A 16,799-nucleotide genomic window follows, 5' to 3' on the forward strand; every position below is an offset into this window, starting at 1 on the left:
CTTTATCGGGGGCTTACAAAAGATGTAGGTAACGATTTGGTGATGGAAGTCCTACTTCAGGTTGCACAGCTTTGCATAGTTTCAAACAACTCATATACAAATATAACTATAATTTTTATAATAAGCAAGCTGTAATATACAACTTACTTATTGATGAAATAAAATTATTGAATATCATTTTTTCTTTCTTTTCCTTCCACGTTGTACATATCGGATAGTTGTACGACAAGACTTTGTTATTACCTCTTGTTTTAGAAGATCTTTATTTTGTTCCTGAAGTTTTAAATTTTCAGCTTTTAAAACTTCTAATTCCTTATCATTATCGTCTTCTTTTTGTTCTTCATAATTTGGTATTGCAATTTTAGGAATTCGAGGCAATCCTTGTCTTTGTATATACAAACTGTATTTTTCTGTTATATAAGTTATAAAAGGCATAAGAATACGTCCCTTTTTGTATTGTTTTATATCATTATATTCAGCTATTTCCATCTCTTTAAATGAAAATGTATAGAATTTATTCTTGTATAAAGGACCTATTTTCGCCTCATTGTTTCGTTCTGAAAAATTGCCATACTGCGCTTGAAAATCAATTTTAGGATTAAAAGGTTGACAATTTATTAAATATACTTTTTTCATTCCGTTACGACCTACACAATCACATGCTGGTCTAATATTTATTTTGCATTGTCCATTTATATCAAAAAAATCACCTGTGTTTGAACTTTCAATATCAATATTTTCAGTAAAACGTTGCGCCTTTAATATTGTTTGTACTTTTAGAGTTTCACATTGAATGTTATCTTTTATAATTTTATCCTTCTCAAACTGTACAGGTTGCATTCTTGCAAGTATATTTTGTGTTAAAACCTGTGCAAGTTCTTCATTCGCATTTACACCATCAAGAGCCGAAGTTTCCCATAACACTTGAGGCCAATGAACATCACCTGCAAGTAAATCCTTGAATAAATTAGTTTTTGCATTTAAAAATGCTCTATCCCATTCTTTTAAAACATAAATTGATGGCATAGCATTTATCCATTCTTCAATCTTTTGGAAAACTAAAACATTGTTATCTATAACAATGTCACTTTTAGACTTTACAAATATAGGTCTACTAATGTTATCTTTTATAACACGCTTCTCTTTTAATATATTAATAATACTTTCTTCTGCTTTATTACTAAATATGAATATAGGAAGGAAACATTTATCTAATATTTTCTTTAAAAAATCGACAATACAATTTTCATTTTCCTTTTCTATAACTTGACTATTTGGAAGAGGCATCCCATCTTCACTGGTCAAGCTATAAAGTTCCCAATCAAGAAGAATAAAATTTAAATTCTTACAATGCTCTAATATCTCTTGGTTGGGGATAGAATTCCTTTTTATTAAAGGGATATTTTTATTTTCAAGAAGATCCACAATTTTCGTAATACGATCTTCTCCATTAGTTACATTAACTTTATCATCGATAACTAATCCAACGCCAGAAAATAATTCCTCAATATTCATTATTGTCCTGTTTAATAAATGTTACAACGAAATTAGCTCCTTCAAGAACTTTCTCACTTTTTATATTTGCTAAATCGATGAAATAATCATTTCTTTCCATTAATTTTCTAGAAATATAAAGTCCTAGTCCACGCCCTTCTATTCCTTTTGTTGAATAAAATGGTTCAAAAATATATGGAATATCATCTTCTCTTATGCCAGGCCCGTTGTCTGAGAAGATCATTTGACAAGAATCACCATCTAAAGTAATATGAATCTTTTTATCGAAATGCCCCTTGACATCCATCCAATAAATGGAATTATCAAATAAATTTATAAATAATTGAAGTAAATCTGCGTCTGTACATGTAGCTACTAGTGGAGAACCTAACAGGATAATTTCTACAGAAATTTGATGGTTATCTAATGTTCGTTTATATATTCTAACAACTTTATCTAAAATATCCTTAATGCGTATTTGCTTTCTTCTTTGCTTAGAAGATGTAAATAGCAATTGCATATCTTTCATTTGATTCTTGACATATGAAAATATTCCAATTAATTTCTGTAATTCACTTGTCAAGTTGTTATGATTGAAATTAGGCAGAGTGCTAGCACTCATCAGAGCCATTAATTCATCAACACCTTGATTAAGCATTAGCATAATATCGTGACTTGATGTTTCTACAGATAGACCTACAGCAGCAAGAGATTCTGTTTGTTTTGCTCTTGTTTCAAGATATTTTCGTTCTATCTTGTAAGATTTTTCCAATTGCCCAATTAAACCTAATGCTTCCTTATTTTCTTTGAAATGCTCCTTTAAGTCTTTAATTTCTTTTTCTACTTTTTCTTGACGTGTATTTTCTATTTTGTCTTTTTCTTTATTATCATCTAGATATTTCTTGTACACTACAATCCTAAGATATGATAAAAAAGTACGTATAATACAAATAAAATCTGATGTGTAATTTTCATCGTCAATGAGACCTTCACGATTCGTTTTGTCTTTTAAATGAGAGTTACCAAACTTTGTAATTTTAATACGCCCAATGATTTGATCATTACTGAAAAAACTTCCGGCACTGATGGTTCCACGACTTATATCAACTTGCAGCCAATCATCCTCAGGATCTCCATATGGTAATACTCTTATCTCATCTCTTAAAAGATAAACACGATGTCTTTTTACTATTTTTTTTGCTTCTTCTACTAAAGCATATTTAGACGGTTCTTTTGCATTAAAGTCAAATATGTAAAAATCAAATTTGAAATCACCAAAGTCAGAGATTGGTCTATAAATTCTTTTTCTATCCTCAAGTGTACTGAAATGATCTCTAAAAACTCTATTTCCTTTGATAGCACTATCTTCTATACTAAGTTCCTTATGTATATCATTCTGATTATATATAAATAATCCTTGAGAGGAATCATATAAACCATTTGTTATTTTAATAACACTCTGAGTTTCAAATAGATTTTTTAAAGTAATATTAGTATTATCTTTCCCTCTTGTTACAAATTCACCATCAAAATATAGTCCAATATTAAAATTATATTTAGAAGCATTCTCTTTATGCTCTCCTATGATTTCATCAAAAAGATTCTCAAAACGAAAAAAGCTATCAGTTATACCTTCAATTTTTTTCTTATTCCATGTTCCTCTCAAATTGCTAATGACAATACGTGTTCCATGTTCATTATCGTCATAAATTTGGTTATTTATGTCTATTCTTCTTTTTGTAAAAACAGAGGGAGAAGTTGTAATTAAATTGAACTCTAAAGAATCCAGATATAAATCATCCGTTTGTTCTGATTGACTTAAAAAGTTATCATCATAATCTTTTAAATCAAAACAAAGCGAATATTCATTATTTGTACCTTGAGCCCTTGTCGTTAAATCTATTGTTTTTCCAAGTTTAAGCATTGCATAACGGCCAATACCCTTCTCGCCCTGTATTATTCTTTTTTTTAAAGCTGTTTTACGCACCTTTCCATCCCTCGAAAATTTATTAGGTGTTGCAGGGTTCATCCAAGATTTCTCAATAATAGTTTTTGTCATTCCGGTACCATTATCTTCTATCACTATTCGTGAACTAGGAGTAACCTTATAATCTTTAGAAAAGTTCTCAAAAGAAACCTTTACCCAATCAGCATCTGCATCATAAGAATTTTTAATCAATTCTATTACTGCAATCTGCTCATTCTTAATAAGTTGATCTCCTAGCATAGTGAGTAACCTAGCATATGGACGTATTTTTAAACTTTCATTCATTTTTTTCGGGCAAATATTATAAATTCTTCAGAATAAATTTTACGACTATTTTTATTAGTTGTGAATTTACCATATTTATCTCTATATGGAGTCAGAATTTTGTTAGATATTTTTCTTCTGTTTACATCTATGTCATAAAATTCATTCGATAAAAGAGACTCTATTAAATGTCGAGCATTGTCTATCTTCACTCCTTTATATTCGGTATTTCCTATTACAAATAGACAAGCTCCACCTGCATTCAACATTTTAAATACCTTTCGAACTACTTTTTGCATATCAATATAATATTGAGCAACAGCACGTGCTTTAGCTTTATCTAAAGTATATAATTTGAATACAATATTACTACCAATACCGTTAAGTTCTTTTATGTTATTTTCGAAGTTTTGCGAGTGATATAGACTTCCGATAGTACCTTCTCTAAAGGTTTTATAATCATTTGTAAAGTCCAACCACAATGTTGATAATTGGTGCAAATCGGCATACTCATATGAAGTCACATAGGGAGGACTTGTTACGACTAAATCAACAAAAGGTTTATCAATAACACGTTGTAAAAAATTCACCGTTTCTATTATTGCAAGATTTTCTTTTTTAATTAAGTTTTGTACATTAGCTTTTTGCATCATGAGTACTTGTTCATGAAATGCTAATATGACATCTTTCTCTTTCTTGTGAGGATCAATTTGAGGTTTTATAGATTTAGTCAACCAGCGTGAACAGGATTTGAGTATATTAGAAAATGCACACAAGAAAAATTTTCTATATTTACCTTCCGTTACTACAAAATGTATGGAATGTTTTAGTTTTACCAAATCATCTATTTGTTTATTACTAAACCAATATAAAATCCGTTCATTGTTTGATATTGCATCACATATTTCCCCTTGATAGCACGTAAAGTGTTTTACAATACAACTATAATATTCTTCAATCAATGTATTATCATACGCTTGACTTTTAACTTCTGCAATTAGAGTAGCAACAGGATTGATATCACAGCCCCAAAATTGTTTATTATTACGTACTGTTTCATATGCAACAGTACCGCAACCACAAAAAATATCAGCAACAATGTTTACAGGAATTTGCAAATTGGTAGCATATTGAATGGCTTTGGTTGTTATAAATGCTGGAAATTTAGCGGGATAAGCATGAATACTGTGCATTCGGTTCTCACGTTCATCTCCCATATTCCAATCCGTCTGTATTGGTATATGATCTAAATCTATAATTTTATAATTACAATTTGTTACTATCATATTATATATTCTTCAATTATAATCTACTGTCAAAGACATCAGATTACTAATATTGTATCCATTTGATTTTTACATTTCTCAATTTGTACTCCCTTTCAAGAGTATATAAAAGACTTAACTCAAATGTTCAACGGACAAATATAAATATTTGTTTGGTAACGACGAAATTAAAGCTCATTTTTTATAGTCTCTTGTTCTATCTCAATAGAAGCGTCATGGAAATCCATTATATAGATGCTTTTTACATCAATTTTCCATATTGGCATTGGTTGCTCAACGGTTGAGTAACCAATGGCCTTATAAGATCTCCGTAATATTGCACCATAAACAATAAAAATAAGGTCAATATGAATAACAGAAGAACTGCACCGGGTGGACAAACAGCCCACATGCTTAGTGCCATACTCGCTAAAGTTACCAACATTGAAAAGTTATTGGCTCCGGCCGTACATAATTTGCCGGACAGTGAGATACTGGATTCAAAAGGCGTGCGCCTGCTCACCAAGATGTCGGACAGGACACTTTTAAGACGGCGCAATGATAGGACACTTCCCTTTCACAGAGACAAGGGGAAGATATATTACCGCCGTTCGGACGTACTCCGTGCCATGTTACTGGAAAAAGAAGAACACTCTAAAAAATAAGCGTTATGAAAAAGATGATTAAAATTGAAAGCGGTTCTTTCGCTGCACTCGTGAGAAGTTATAAGAAGTCGTTGAACATGCTGGCCGTCCTGCAACATATCTGTCAGGAAAATGATGTGGCGCTTTCCATGCTGCCCGATGAAGTCTGCGAACTGATAAATCTCAATCCGGCAGAGATTGAGAAACAGCGTTTGAGCGGACGGTTACGTTTTGCGGAAGAAGAGAACGGGACAAGGCATTATTCGATTGTGGATATAATCAATTTGAAGGATACGATTGATTGCAAGGCAATAAACAGGCAGGTTGAAGAGCTTTCCTTTGAGGAAGAAGAATGATGTGTTCCATTCCCCATAGACAAGGGCACGGCTGGCAAGGTCGGATTTATCCGGGTGCCAGCCGTGCCTTTGTCTTTTCCTGAAAAGCGGCTCTTTGCTGTAACTTGCGGAAGTGAAGCCTGCGTAGCTTCCGGGGGGGTACAGCAATGTGCCGTGGGAAAAGTACCTATATTAAGGTTATTTTTTGCTGAGATTGCAACAATCAAGGGGATTCGGATTTATTTTGTTTTTCCAGTATTCGTAATGCTCCGTCACATCTTCACAAACAGTCAACTGCTTAAATCCGCTGATTTGTTCGAGGTATTTAATCTTCAGTTCAAGCGGCAGGTGCTGATAACCACTTTGTTTGAAAGTATATTCCGAATAGTCAATATTGAACCATTGTTTTATTCAGGTATTCACTCTTAGAAATTCCACTAATATTTTGTCACATTTGATTGTATTTAATTTTTTGAAATCTATGTATTGCGGAATAAAAGGTGATAATCTTAAAGATACGTCAAAATTATGTTGCTGTAATTTCTCAAGCGCATTTATCCTTTGTGACGGCACGCAGGCCCTTTCATATGTCCGTGACAGATCATCGTCCATCGTTGTTATGGATATTTGGATATGTGCAAGTTTTTTGTCCATTAATCTGATATATTTATCATTAGCCACCATTGATGACTTGGTGACTATCAGATAACCGACACCTTGTTTGTTCAGTTCCTTTATAGCTTCATAGGTTACGTGGCAGCGGCTTTCAATGGGCTGGAAACAGTCAGTCATACCTCCAAGCCTGACGATGGAACCGGATGGAATTTTACGGATAACCTTTAATACCTTATTAATATCCGCTACTGCCGGATGTTCCGCATCTCATAGTTTGCGGAAGTTCAACAAGGATTTTGCGTAACAATAGGAACAATCATGATAACAGCCTTTTCCGTAAAGGTCTAAACGTGTCGGATAATTACATTTTTCTCCTTCATTTCCTCCGACTGATTTATAAAAGGATTTATATTCGGAATGCCCTGGAGAGGACTGGATATTCTTTTGTCTTTTCAATTCCATAATTATTGGGTTATTAGATGATACATTAAATATATACCCGACATCCATAACGACAATCGGGTATATAATAGAGTAAGCCGTTTTCCTGTCGGCTATGCGACAGAAAAACTATTTTTCTTGCCTTTAGACTTAATGGAATCAACATGCCGGGGTGTCTGCTTGGTTTCTTGTTGTTTGCCCTTTTTCGGTTCATCCAACTTCGGTTTGTATTCACGGGCGTTGCGCCCTATCAACAGTTGGTTGCTCTTGTTGCTGAAACGTACATCATCGGAAAACACCCTGCCTTTGTAGCGCATATTCTCAACGAACACCATTTCATGGTTCTGGAGCATCTTCTTCTGTTCAGGTGTGATTTTGGCACCCATGATAGTGTCGTTGACCTTCAGTTGTTCGCCGGACTGCTTGAATGCGATGTCCATAATTCTCGGATCAACGAAAGCGACACCTGAAAGCAATGTGTCGTTTTTGCGCTGTATGTCGTTGATGGGAAGCTGTCCGCCTGACGCGAGAATTTGCTTCTGTTTGTCATCCAGCCTTTTTCCGTAGATATAATCGGGTATCTTGATGGCATCCACCGGCATGGTAATGATACGGTTGCTCGGTTCATGAAAGGACACATAACAGTTGCAGACCGTTCCCGTATGGGTATCCTTCATCTCCTTGACTGTTCCCAAAGTTCCGGTGTCTTTAAGCGACTGCTTTTCCTCGTCGGTGAATACTCCTTTATAGGCAGGCAGGTCATACTGCGGTTTGTCGAGCCTGCTTAGAGTTTTCAGTTGCACCTTGCCGTCCTCCCCTTTGACACAGAGGAAACAGGCTTCTCCCATATCCTTCTTTTCACCGTTCACTTCCTTACTGATGGGAAAAGCCTTTGAGGTAATTCTTCCTTTCAGCATTTCGCCCATGCAATGGTTGTCAAACAGCAGTTGCTTGTCAATTCCCAGTGCGGAGAGCTCTTTCCACGGGAGCTGGTGTTCATCGAACTTATACCGGCGGGCAAGTTTGGCGATACGCCCTTCATCGTTGAGTTCGCTGTTCTCCACCAGTTTTTTGCCTTCCACTCCGGGGTCTTCCCCTTTTCGGATCTGAACTACGGCATTCAGCGTCTTGTCCAATACGGCGAGAGGTATCAGGAAGAAACTAAAACTTGTGGGATTTTCGTACTGGTTCTTGAAATTAGTGAAGAATAGTTCCAGCGGTGAGGTACGGTCCAGTTTAAGGAAACTGCTGCTGTTCTTTTTGTCGGGTGGCACGATTTCGAGACTGCCGTCCTGCTCGTTCATTTTGGAAACGACTGCGGTCTTGTTCGTTCGCTTGTCAAGGATGGCCATTACATGCTCGTCCTGGCTCTGTTCTTGTTGTTCTTGCTTTTTCTTAGCCATAAAATCAATAATTTAAGTGATACAATAATTAATCAATACCGGGTAAACTTTAGCCCGTCGGTGCGAATGTAGAGGTTTAATTGATAGGTTATTATGGTTTAGGACGCAGTGGGAATGAATGGCGGCATTTGGCATTTCTTGGCGAGTTATACAAATAAGATTTAGAGATTGCAATTCAGAAACTAATAGTATAAAAGTCAAAAAGTTATTGTTTTTTTACTATATTTGTACATGAACATTTTTATAAAATATATCAAATGGATACAAATAACTTATCCCACTTAGCTAAAATAATTTCAGACTTAGCCAATAGTAATCTTGAACAGCTACAAGGTAAATGTCAAGATGAAAAAGATATGCAGGATTATTATTTAGGTATTTTACAAAAACAAGCCCTCTTATTGTTAGACTTATCTACAATTCTGAAAAATAGGCAAAGCAAATATATATCAACGCCATATATTATTCTTAGGAGTTTATTGGATGATTTCATGCATCTTATGTATTTGGAACTTTCTAACAATAAGGAAGAAGAGATTATTAAAATTAATGCCGAAGCATATAAACATTGTTTTGTTTCTTTGCAAAACTTAACGGATTCTAATTATGAACATTTTGATGGTAAATACCCTTTTTATTTAAAACAAGAAGAAGTGGAAAAAGTAAAAAATCAATTTATCAATAAAGATAAAAATAAGAAATATTTTAAAGAGATTACAAGGTTTAAATTTAAGTCATTTATGACTTTCAATACATTGGTTGGTCGAATCAACCATTCTCGTGAAATAAAGATTTATAGGGATAGAGCATATTATTTATGGAAAGAGTTTTCTGAATTCGTCCATTATTCAACTTTCTCCTTTAAAATGGAGCAACAGGATACTCCTGAAAATATGAATAAAATAGATGAATCATTCCAATATTGTTATAATTCTATTTATCTGTCGTTTAAATATTTCGCCTCTGAATATGATCTAAATTTTATAGATAATGAGGCATTAAGAAAGAGATATGGTATTATACTTCCATAATTATGGTAAAAACGCCCAATTAGAGATAGGAGCATGGCAGGCCGGTCGGACTTGTCCGGGTGTCTGCCATGCTTTTATCCTTTCCTGAAAACGGCTCTTTACGGCAATCTGCGGAAGTGAAGCCTGCGTAACTTCCGGGATTACCGTAATGTGCCGTGGGAAACGTACTGTTACGACAAACGGCTATGCTTGTGGCTTGGAACCTTCATCACCGCCCAACAAGTGCTTAAGTGCCGGATCATTCTCTATACGGAATAGCTCGTTCTCAATAAGTTCGACAATATCTTGTTTGATTTGCCGATAGTTGTTCTGTATCTGTTCCTCCATTGTATCATTGCCATTCTCATCCAGAAAGCTGCTGATTTCCGGAATGGGCTGATAGGCTGCGGTTTCCTTTTGGACTGCATCATTATCCACTACTATCTGCGCATGAAAAATCTTCTGTTCTATCGTTTCATCGAAATTGTCGGCTACCGCACCGACAAACATTCCCTGGCTCAATGTACTGATTTTGGATGCAGGTATCAGACTGTCTAACTGGGTGTTGATTGATGTTGATGTATCGTTGCGGTTGATGCTCATAGATTCTCGTTTTTGCAGGATTTTCCCGAACCGTTCTGACAAGTTTTTTGCCGTTTCACCCACTACCTGACCACTGAAAACATTGCCCACAGTTGACATGATTACAGCGGCCTCCTTGTCACCGTAATCGCGCTTTAACTGGCTAAAATCTTGAAAACCTAATACAACTGCCACCTTGTTGCTTCGTGCCGTGGCAATCAGATTATCCAAACCTTTAAAGAAAATGGTGGGTAACTCGTCAATAATCACACAACTTTTGAGTTGCTTCTTCTTATTTATGAGTTTAACGATTCTCGAATTATAGAGTCCCAATGCTGCTCCATAGATTGAAATTCTGTCGGGATTGTTGCCCACACATAATACTTTCGGTTCTTTGGGATTATTAATATCCAGCGTAAAGTCACTGCCGGACATTACCCAATAGAGTTGCGGACTTATCAGTCTGGATAACGGGATTTTAGCACTTGCAATTTGGCCATAGGCTAAGCACCCGGCGCCTTTCCATTTGTTACAATGGTAGGTTTCCAAGCACTCGCCTCCGAACCGTGCATACAGGTCTCCCCGTACACGGCTCTCCACCTTATCATTCAGTCTAACTTTCCCGAATGTATTTTGTGATGACATACTGAACATACTGCTAATGTTTTACGGTTACGGGAAATCATTTTTATTTCCCAATCACTTTTACCTTTCAAGTCTTTGAGTTTGCGAACATGATGCATTTCAAGATTGTCGGTTGCACCGCAGTTTTCACATACACGTGCATTTAGTCTTGTAATCAATCCATTTCTGCCACCCGTTATAGCGACTGTGTTAGGTAATCTGTCATCTAAATTACGGTTCGGTAGTTCCTTGCGTTTGAAACCTTTGTCATAAAACTCACGTCTGACCTCATACCCTTTCTTGTTTGTGTATGGTATGGAGAATACACCGTTTTTCTTGTACTTCGCAATAATCTTCTTTTTGGAAGTAGTGTATTTTGCGGCGTATGTCTTGTACATACTATACTCCATAATGTTGTAGAAAGAGTCAATAACGGGGCTGTTGTTTGCTATCGAGTAATAGTTGTAGAACCCCATGATTTCAGAGTTATATTGACTTATAATCTCCAAATCATCAAGACATCTCATATATGGACGACCTTTTGGCTTCCAAACTTCTTTCCCGTTCTGCTTGGTAATTTTAACAGCATCATATTCAAGAAGTTTCTTTCGCATTGTTTCGGTAGTCACATATAATACTATCTTGTGGTCTAACGACCTTGTCAAATGACCGTTCTTATCTCTGCGTGTATCATTGGATTTTCGCACAAAGACATCATAACCAAGAAATTTAGCGTGTTTTCTTGTATTGGTAATCAGAGTTTTTTCGTCAGATAGTTCCAACTTCAATTTATCAGCCATAAATTGCTTTATGTCCTCTTTGATTTGGATACAATCTTGCTTGCTACCGATTACTCCAATTAGAAAATCATCTGCATATCTTATGTATTTCAGTCGTTTGATACTGTCATCCATTTCATCACCGGCAGGATATTTCAGTCGTTCTTTGACTATTTCTCTAATTTTTGCAAACAATTGTTTACGTTTCGTTTCATCAACAGTGTTTCGTAGTTTTTCAACTAACTTGGCTTTACGATGTCCGAGTTGTTTTGCAATCGGATTATCCTTGCGTCTTTTTCCCTTGTCGAATTTTGTGATGTACTCCTTGATATACTTATCGAATTTGTCAAGGTATATGTTCGCCAATATAGGGCTTATAATACCACCTTGCGGAGTTCCACTGTATGATTTGTGGAATACCCAGTCTTCAACATATCCCGCATTCAGGAATTTTCTGATAAGTCGGATAAACCTGTTATCGGAAATCCTTTCTGAGAGAATGGCTATCAATACTTCATGGTCTATGTTGTCGAAGAAGCCTTTAATGTCTCCCTCGATAAACCACTTAGTGCCATTGAACGACTTTTGAATACTTGAGAGTGCAGTTTGAGGACTTCGTTGTGGTCTGAAACCATGTGAGGTGTTTTCAAAACTGCCCTCATATATAGCTTCCAAAATCATTCTGATAACCTCTTGCAGAAGTTTATCCATAAATGACGGAATACCCAGCGGTCTCATCTTTCCGTTTTTCTTCGGAATGTAAACTCGCTGTGAGGGTTTAGGCTGATACGTCTCGTTTTTGAGCGTATCAATCAACTGTTCAATATGGGATATACTGAAGCCGTCAACGGTTTTTCCGTCAACTCCTTTGGTCATATTGCCTTGTTTGGCATATATGCGCTGGTAGGCTATGTAGTACATCTGTTCATTAAACAGTATCCGATACAAACGTTCGAACTTGTACTCCAAGTCGGAACTATGTTGTGTTAGACTGTTTAATATCTTTTCTGGATTTCTTTTCATGTCTCTCACATTTTCCAAAATTAACATTAAACGATAATGGCTGCTTCCCTTCGCCATGTACAAGGCTTTCCCTTGCTCGGACTACTACGGAAGCTCTGTTGCCATATGGGTTACCCCACTTAGGCAATCCCCATTTAGACATATAATAACTTTTTGGCTTGATAGATTGTCGGATACGACTTTCGTCCTTTACTATTTATGTAGTTGCTCTGTGATAAGTTCTTTTGCCCAATCGACCTACAAGGAGAAGTTGGGTATCACAGCATAACGTTTGTAACTGTCTTCCGTTAAGGCTTAACCATCGAGCCGCTTGGACTATCGTTCAACCAGTATAGGTTTTATCCTCATATCTATCGTTTCATCTCGCCACTCGGTCAAGACTTGACAGTTAGTCCACTTGTGGCTTTACCGACATGCTACACTCCCCATCGTCTTTCGTTGAATGGATAAGTCGGCTGGTGATAGGTTATTATTTCAAAGAACACGAACCTAATAGCTTGCCAAAGCTATATTTATTATATGCCCTTATGGGCGCACCTGAAGCTGTTCACTCGCTCCCCCTTTCCATGCGTCAATAAACGGACTTAGATAGTTCTCCAAATCGGGGTAACTTGTCAGAATAGTAAAGACATCTTCATACCTTTTATTAAGTAATTCAATAGCATGTGGGAACGTACAGAACTTGCCACCTTCATAGATTTTCAAAAACCAAATTATGGCCGTAAACAATACTATCGGAGATTCCACAAAGAAGTCTCCCTGCTTCTGTACCCAACTTTTATTGAGGTTCAACATGATGGTATAACTGGATTCATACGCATCCGAAATATCCGTCATCAGTTCGGGAGCCAGCGGATTACAGCGGTGGCTTTTCCTTGGATTGTCGAAGTTGATTACATAAAATTTAGGTGGTATCTCATAACGGTGTCTATACTTAATCAGATGGTTATAAGCGATGACTGACAGGTCATCAAACTTGAAATCATATATATAGAGCGCATAGGACTTCTCGATTGCCTGCTTTATATAATTGTTGACTACGGCATACGACTTGCCGCTACCCGGCGTGCCTAAAATCATGCTTGCACGGAACGGATTCACTACATTAATCCAACCTTTCCATTCTTTGCCTTTATACCAGAACTTGGTCGGCAGATTGACGGAATACTCGTTTTCCATGAGTTCTATTTCCTGCATGAAGGATTCATTTTCCCGGTTGAAAACATCCTCCAACAAGTTGTTCTTCAACAAACGACTTATCCATAAACCGGATGCCAGCAGACAGAAGAAACCACCGGTCAGTGTTGTGGTATAAAGTACCGCACACACACCGGATGATGCACTAATGGATAACAACCACCAATTCAGGAAAAAGAGTATGGTACCCGCAATCGCCGCAATGATAATCTGCCTTCATGTGATTTCATGCTTTTTCACTCCCTTGTTGCCCATGCAGGACAGACCGAGGAAGAGGACACAAAACAACTTTGTGTAAAGCAAGGATGAAAACAGCCCGGTGGTACGTTGGAAATTGGATAGTATCTTATTTACTATATCGAGCGTTCAGCCCATTTCGTGGAGCCAGCCGTAACAAAACCAATAAATGTGTATCGCCAAAAATAAAAAACTAATGGCCCGCATAAAGTCTGTGACTTTGGCAAGACCTCTTAAATCATCTTCATTCTGCATAATTGTAACTATTAAAATTAAACTTCTTGTTCTATACATTATTATATTATAACCTGCGCCTGCGCTTCTTCTTTTTCCTGCGCCCATAACGGAAAGCCGGATCAATGTACTCGTGTGTATGGTCATCTTCCATAAGTATGGAGAAAATATCAACGGCACCGAGTGCGGATGTATCAATCAGACTGTCGGAAGATTCACTTTGATGCTGGCTTTGATTTTCCTGTTGCCGGTATTCTGCCCCTTCCTGCCTTTCTTCCGCTTTCGCTTCCCTTTCCTGCCGGGACGGTTCCTGCTCCGGTTGCGGTATCAGTCTTTCACGGTCTGCATCCGGGTTGTTGAACAATTCGTTGAACACATTGGCTGAAAAGGCTTTGCCCAGACGAGAGCCGTTGAACACCGTCCGGGTGGTATGGTCTATGAAGGTGATGCCATACAGACGTCCTTCGGGATTGGTACGGTAAACGACTTCTATATCGGCCTCTTTCAGCCTTCGGGCGAAATCTTCTTTCGTACCGATATTCTGCATGGCTTTGATGATTTCCTGCCGCGCCCTTTCGGTAAGGTTATTCTTTTTCACCTTTTCAGTAGAAGCGGTAAACTTCTTTTGCAGTGCTTCATAGCCGAATGCCTTTCCGAATTTGCTGGATTTGAAAGGTGTGCCTATCTGCTGTCCGTTATCATCCAAAGCTCCGTACATGATGCCGTGGTATTCTTTTCCGTCGAAACTTCCCCTAACTTCATAAGCGGTCACGTTATACAAGTTCAGAAGGGTATTGTATTCGGCAAGTGAATGGCAGTTGTAACATTCCAGCAAGGTTCGGGCGGTATGCTTTACCTGCGTTTTCACGTCACCTTTCGGATAATCCACTTTTTGCAAGGCCAACAGTTCCCGCTCACCGTGTTCTCCGAGTGTGGGATGAAGCCCATACTTCACTTCCATATCCCGACAGATATTCTGTGCCCGGATAGCCTCACGATTGTGGTCTATCTTTTCTCCTTTCTCGTTGATACGTACCGAAACAATGTGCATGTGCTTGCGGTTGATGTCTTCATGCAGCCATACGATATAAGGCTGGTTCCCGTAACCGAACTTTTCCATAAACTCCTGCGCCAGTACGGTCATTTGTTCTTCCGAAAGAATATCTTTCGGGGAAGGATTCAATGAAATATGGATAACCGGTTTCCTGACGTGCGAGTTCAGTGCGATATAAGGCTCGAATGCTTGCACGCAGTTTTCAATCGGCACATTGCCGGATGTGTCCGCCGCAATTTTCGGATGTCACAATACCTTTGCCGTACCGTCGTCCACCTTTATCTTATTGTAGGCAATCACTCCATAGAATGAACTGCCCGATGTAATATTCGGCACCATGACGTTATTCTTTTTTAGTGAGATACTCCTTTTCGTACCGCTTTGTAAGTTCGATAACCTGCTTGCATACTTCTTCCAGTTTACGGGTTTCTTCGGCAAGTTTGTAGAGAAACGCAAGCGATTTCTTCTCCCCATAAATGGTATGGATGGTCTTTACACACTGATTGTAGTTGTTTCCTATTCTTCGGAACTGCTGATAGAAAGCTGTTAGCTGTGCATAATATTCCTGCGCTTCCTTATCAATCTTTACTACTTTAAACTCTCAACCGAAGATACGGGCGAAGATAAATTCGGCCTTGTTCTTCATGCCGGATTGCTCGAACATGGAGATAAACTTTTCGTCTTCCTCGTTATTGAGACAGAGGTAATAGCGATGCGTGCGCGGGTCGGCCAGCACCTTGCGCCCTGCGGCGCCACGGATTCTTGTTTCATCTTTCATAACATGAAAATTTTAAAAGGTTCGACTTGGGAGAACTGACATCCCCGAAAGGCCTTTCGGGGCGGGACTTTCAGCGGTTGGAAATATTTTCAACCGCTGAAAGTACACCTCGCTATATGCTGACGCATATTAAAATCCGGCTGTGCCGGATTAAAGGTCTGAAGGATTTGTCTTACGTTCTCTTACCGAGAACGGGCTGCGCTCTCCCTGCGACAAAGGTAGATAGTTTTTTCTGTCCGTGCATCATGGCGTATCACGCCAACACCCGCCAATGAATGACTTTGGAGCCGGGGGTACTTCATGGATGCTCTTTTTGAGGTTTATTTGTAGCCGGATAGCTATTTGAACGGATAAACAGATATGCAATCAGGTAGATATTCAAACAGGCATTTATCCGGATATATAGCTATACATATATATAAATGTATAGACGGATAAACAGCTATTCGGATAAATGGCTATGCAATCGGATATGTGAATAGCTATCCGAATATGTACATAGCTATATAGCTACATAGCCGAATAGACAGATAGCTGAATAGCTACATAATTAAATAGCCATGTAATAGAGTAGCTATATAAGTAGATAGCCGGATAGCCAAGTAGCCGCATAATTAAATTACTATATAGCTAATTGGACAAACAGATAACAGAATGAGTAACCGGACAGATGGCCCCAAAGACAGACGGCTGTTCATCTGGCTGTCTATAAATCAATTAATTCATTTAAATCAGTAACAATGGAAAAGAGAAAGAAAACCGTATTCGTTTCGTTCGCCTCCCAGAAGGGCGGCGTGGGTAAATCAACCTTTGCGATTTATGCGGCGTCGTGA

Annotated in this window: 10 protein-coding genes and 3 pseudogenes; 4 read left to right on the forward strand and 9 right to left on the reverse strand. The window is 37.7% G+C overall.

Annotation, left to right across the window (positions count from 1 at the left end; all coding sequences use genetic code 11):
* Window positions 1-174: 174 nt before the first annotated feature.
* The 3 genes from K6V30_RS12985 to K6V30_RS12995 are packed head-to-tail and all read right to left on the reverse strand — an operon-like array spanning window position 175 to window position 5,031.
* Window positions 175-1,515, reverse strand: a complete 1,341-nt coding sequence (locus K6V30_RS12985) for a hypothetical protein (protein WP_151939876.1) — start codon at window positions 1,513-1,515, stop codon at window positions 175-177.
* The gene (locus tag K6V30_RS12990) at window positions 1,505-3,766 is read right to left on the reverse strand and encodes a sensor histidine kinase (protein WP_151927132.1); all 2,262 of its coding nucleotides are present in this window, start codon (window positions 3,764-3,766) and stop codon (window positions 1,505-1,507) included. Before K6V30_RS12990 ends, K6V30_RS12985 begins: the two co-directional genes overlap by 11 nt.
* A complete protein-coding gene (locus K6V30_RS12995; RefSeq protein ID WP_151927131.1) occupies window positions 3,763-5,031 on the reverse strand; it encodes a DNA methyltransferase in 1,269 nt (422 codons plus the stop codon). Before K6V30_RS12995 ends, K6V30_RS12990 begins: the two co-directional genes overlap by 4 nt.
* A 347-nt stretch (window positions 5,032-5,378) precedes the next feature.
* Here K6V30_RS12995 and K6V30_RS13000 point away from each other — a divergent pair, with 347 nt between their 5' ends.
* Entirely contained in the window at window positions 5,379-5,675 is a 297-nt protein-coding gene (locus tag K6V30_RS13000) for a MerR family transcriptional regulator (protein ID WP_165450687.1), read from the forward strand.
* Between the two features lie 5 nt (window positions 5,676-5,680).
* Window positions 5,681-6,010 (forward strand): hypothetical protein, encoded by a 330-nt coding sequence (locus K6V30_RS13005; protein ID WP_025867488.1) that lies wholly within the window; start codon window positions 5,681-5,683, stop codon window positions 6,008-6,010.
* A 1,148-nt stretch (window positions 6,011-7,158) separates the two neighbouring features.
* Here the strand turns inward: K6V30_RS13005 and K6V30_RS13010 are convergent.
* Window positions 7,159-8,448, reverse strand: a complete 1,290-nt coding sequence (locus tag K6V30_RS13010; protein WP_151927129.1) for a DUF3945 domain-containing protein — start codon at window positions 8,446-8,448, stop codon at window positions 7,159-7,161.
* A gap of 257 nt (window positions 8,449-8,705) precedes the next feature.
* Here K6V30_RS13010 and K6V30_RS13015 point away from each other — a divergent pair, with 257 nt between their 5' ends.
* Window positions 8,706-9,479, forward strand: coding sequence for a hypothetical protein (locus tag K6V30_RS13015; protein ID WP_151927128.1), 774 nt, complete (start codon window positions 8,706-8,708; stop codon window positions 9,477-9,479).
* A gap of 183 nt (window positions 9,480-9,662) precedes the next feature.
* On the opposite strand, the pseudogene K6V30_RS13020 reads toward K6V30_RS13015, so the two are convergent.
* The 5 genes and pseudogenes from K6V30_RS13020 to mobA form a co-directional block, all read right to left on the reverse strand.
* A pseudogene (locus K6V30_RS13020) lies at window positions 9,663-10,541 on the reverse strand (TraM recognition domain-containing protein); the annotation flags it as partial.
* 107 nt (window positions 10,542-10,648) lie between these two features.
* Window positions 10,649-12,466 carry a reverse transcriptase domain-containing protein gene (locus K6V30_RS13025; RefSeq protein ID WP_070612349.1) on the reverse strand — a complete coding sequence of 606 codons (1,818 nt, stop codon included), beginning with the start codon at window positions 12,464-12,466 and terminating at the stop codon, window positions 10,649-10,651.
* Window positions 12,467-13,003: 537 nt separating this feature from the next.
* Window positions 13,004-14,155, reverse strand: a pseudogene (locus K6V30_RS13030) (YWFCY domain-containing protein); the annotation flags it as partial.
* 46 nt (window positions 14,156-14,201) lie between these two features.
* Window positions 14,202-15,383 (reverse strand): conjugal transfer protein MobB, encoded by a 1,182-nt coding sequence (gene mobB, locus K6V30_RS13035; protein WP_151927125.1) that lies wholly within the window; start codon window positions 15,381-15,383, stop codon window positions 14,202-14,204.
* Window positions 15,384-15,531: 148 nt separating this feature from the next.
* Window positions 15,532-15,966: pseudogene (gene mobA, locus K6V30_RS13040) on the reverse strand (conjugal transfer protein MobA).
* A 740-nt stretch (window positions 15,967-16,706) separates the two neighbouring features.
* On the opposite strand from mobA, the gene K6V30_RS25215 reads away from it, so the two are divergent.
* On the forward strand, window positions 16,707-16,799 hold the full coding sequence (locus K6V30_RS25215) for a ParA family protein (RefSeq protein ID WP_138342084.1): 93 nt from the start codon (window positions 16,707-16,709) through the stop codon (window positions 16,797-16,799).

This window comes from Bacteroides faecis (assembly GCF_020091505.1).
Lineage (GTDB): Bacteria > Bacteroidota > Bacteroidia > Bacteroidales > Bacteroidaceae > Bacteroides > Bacteroides faecis.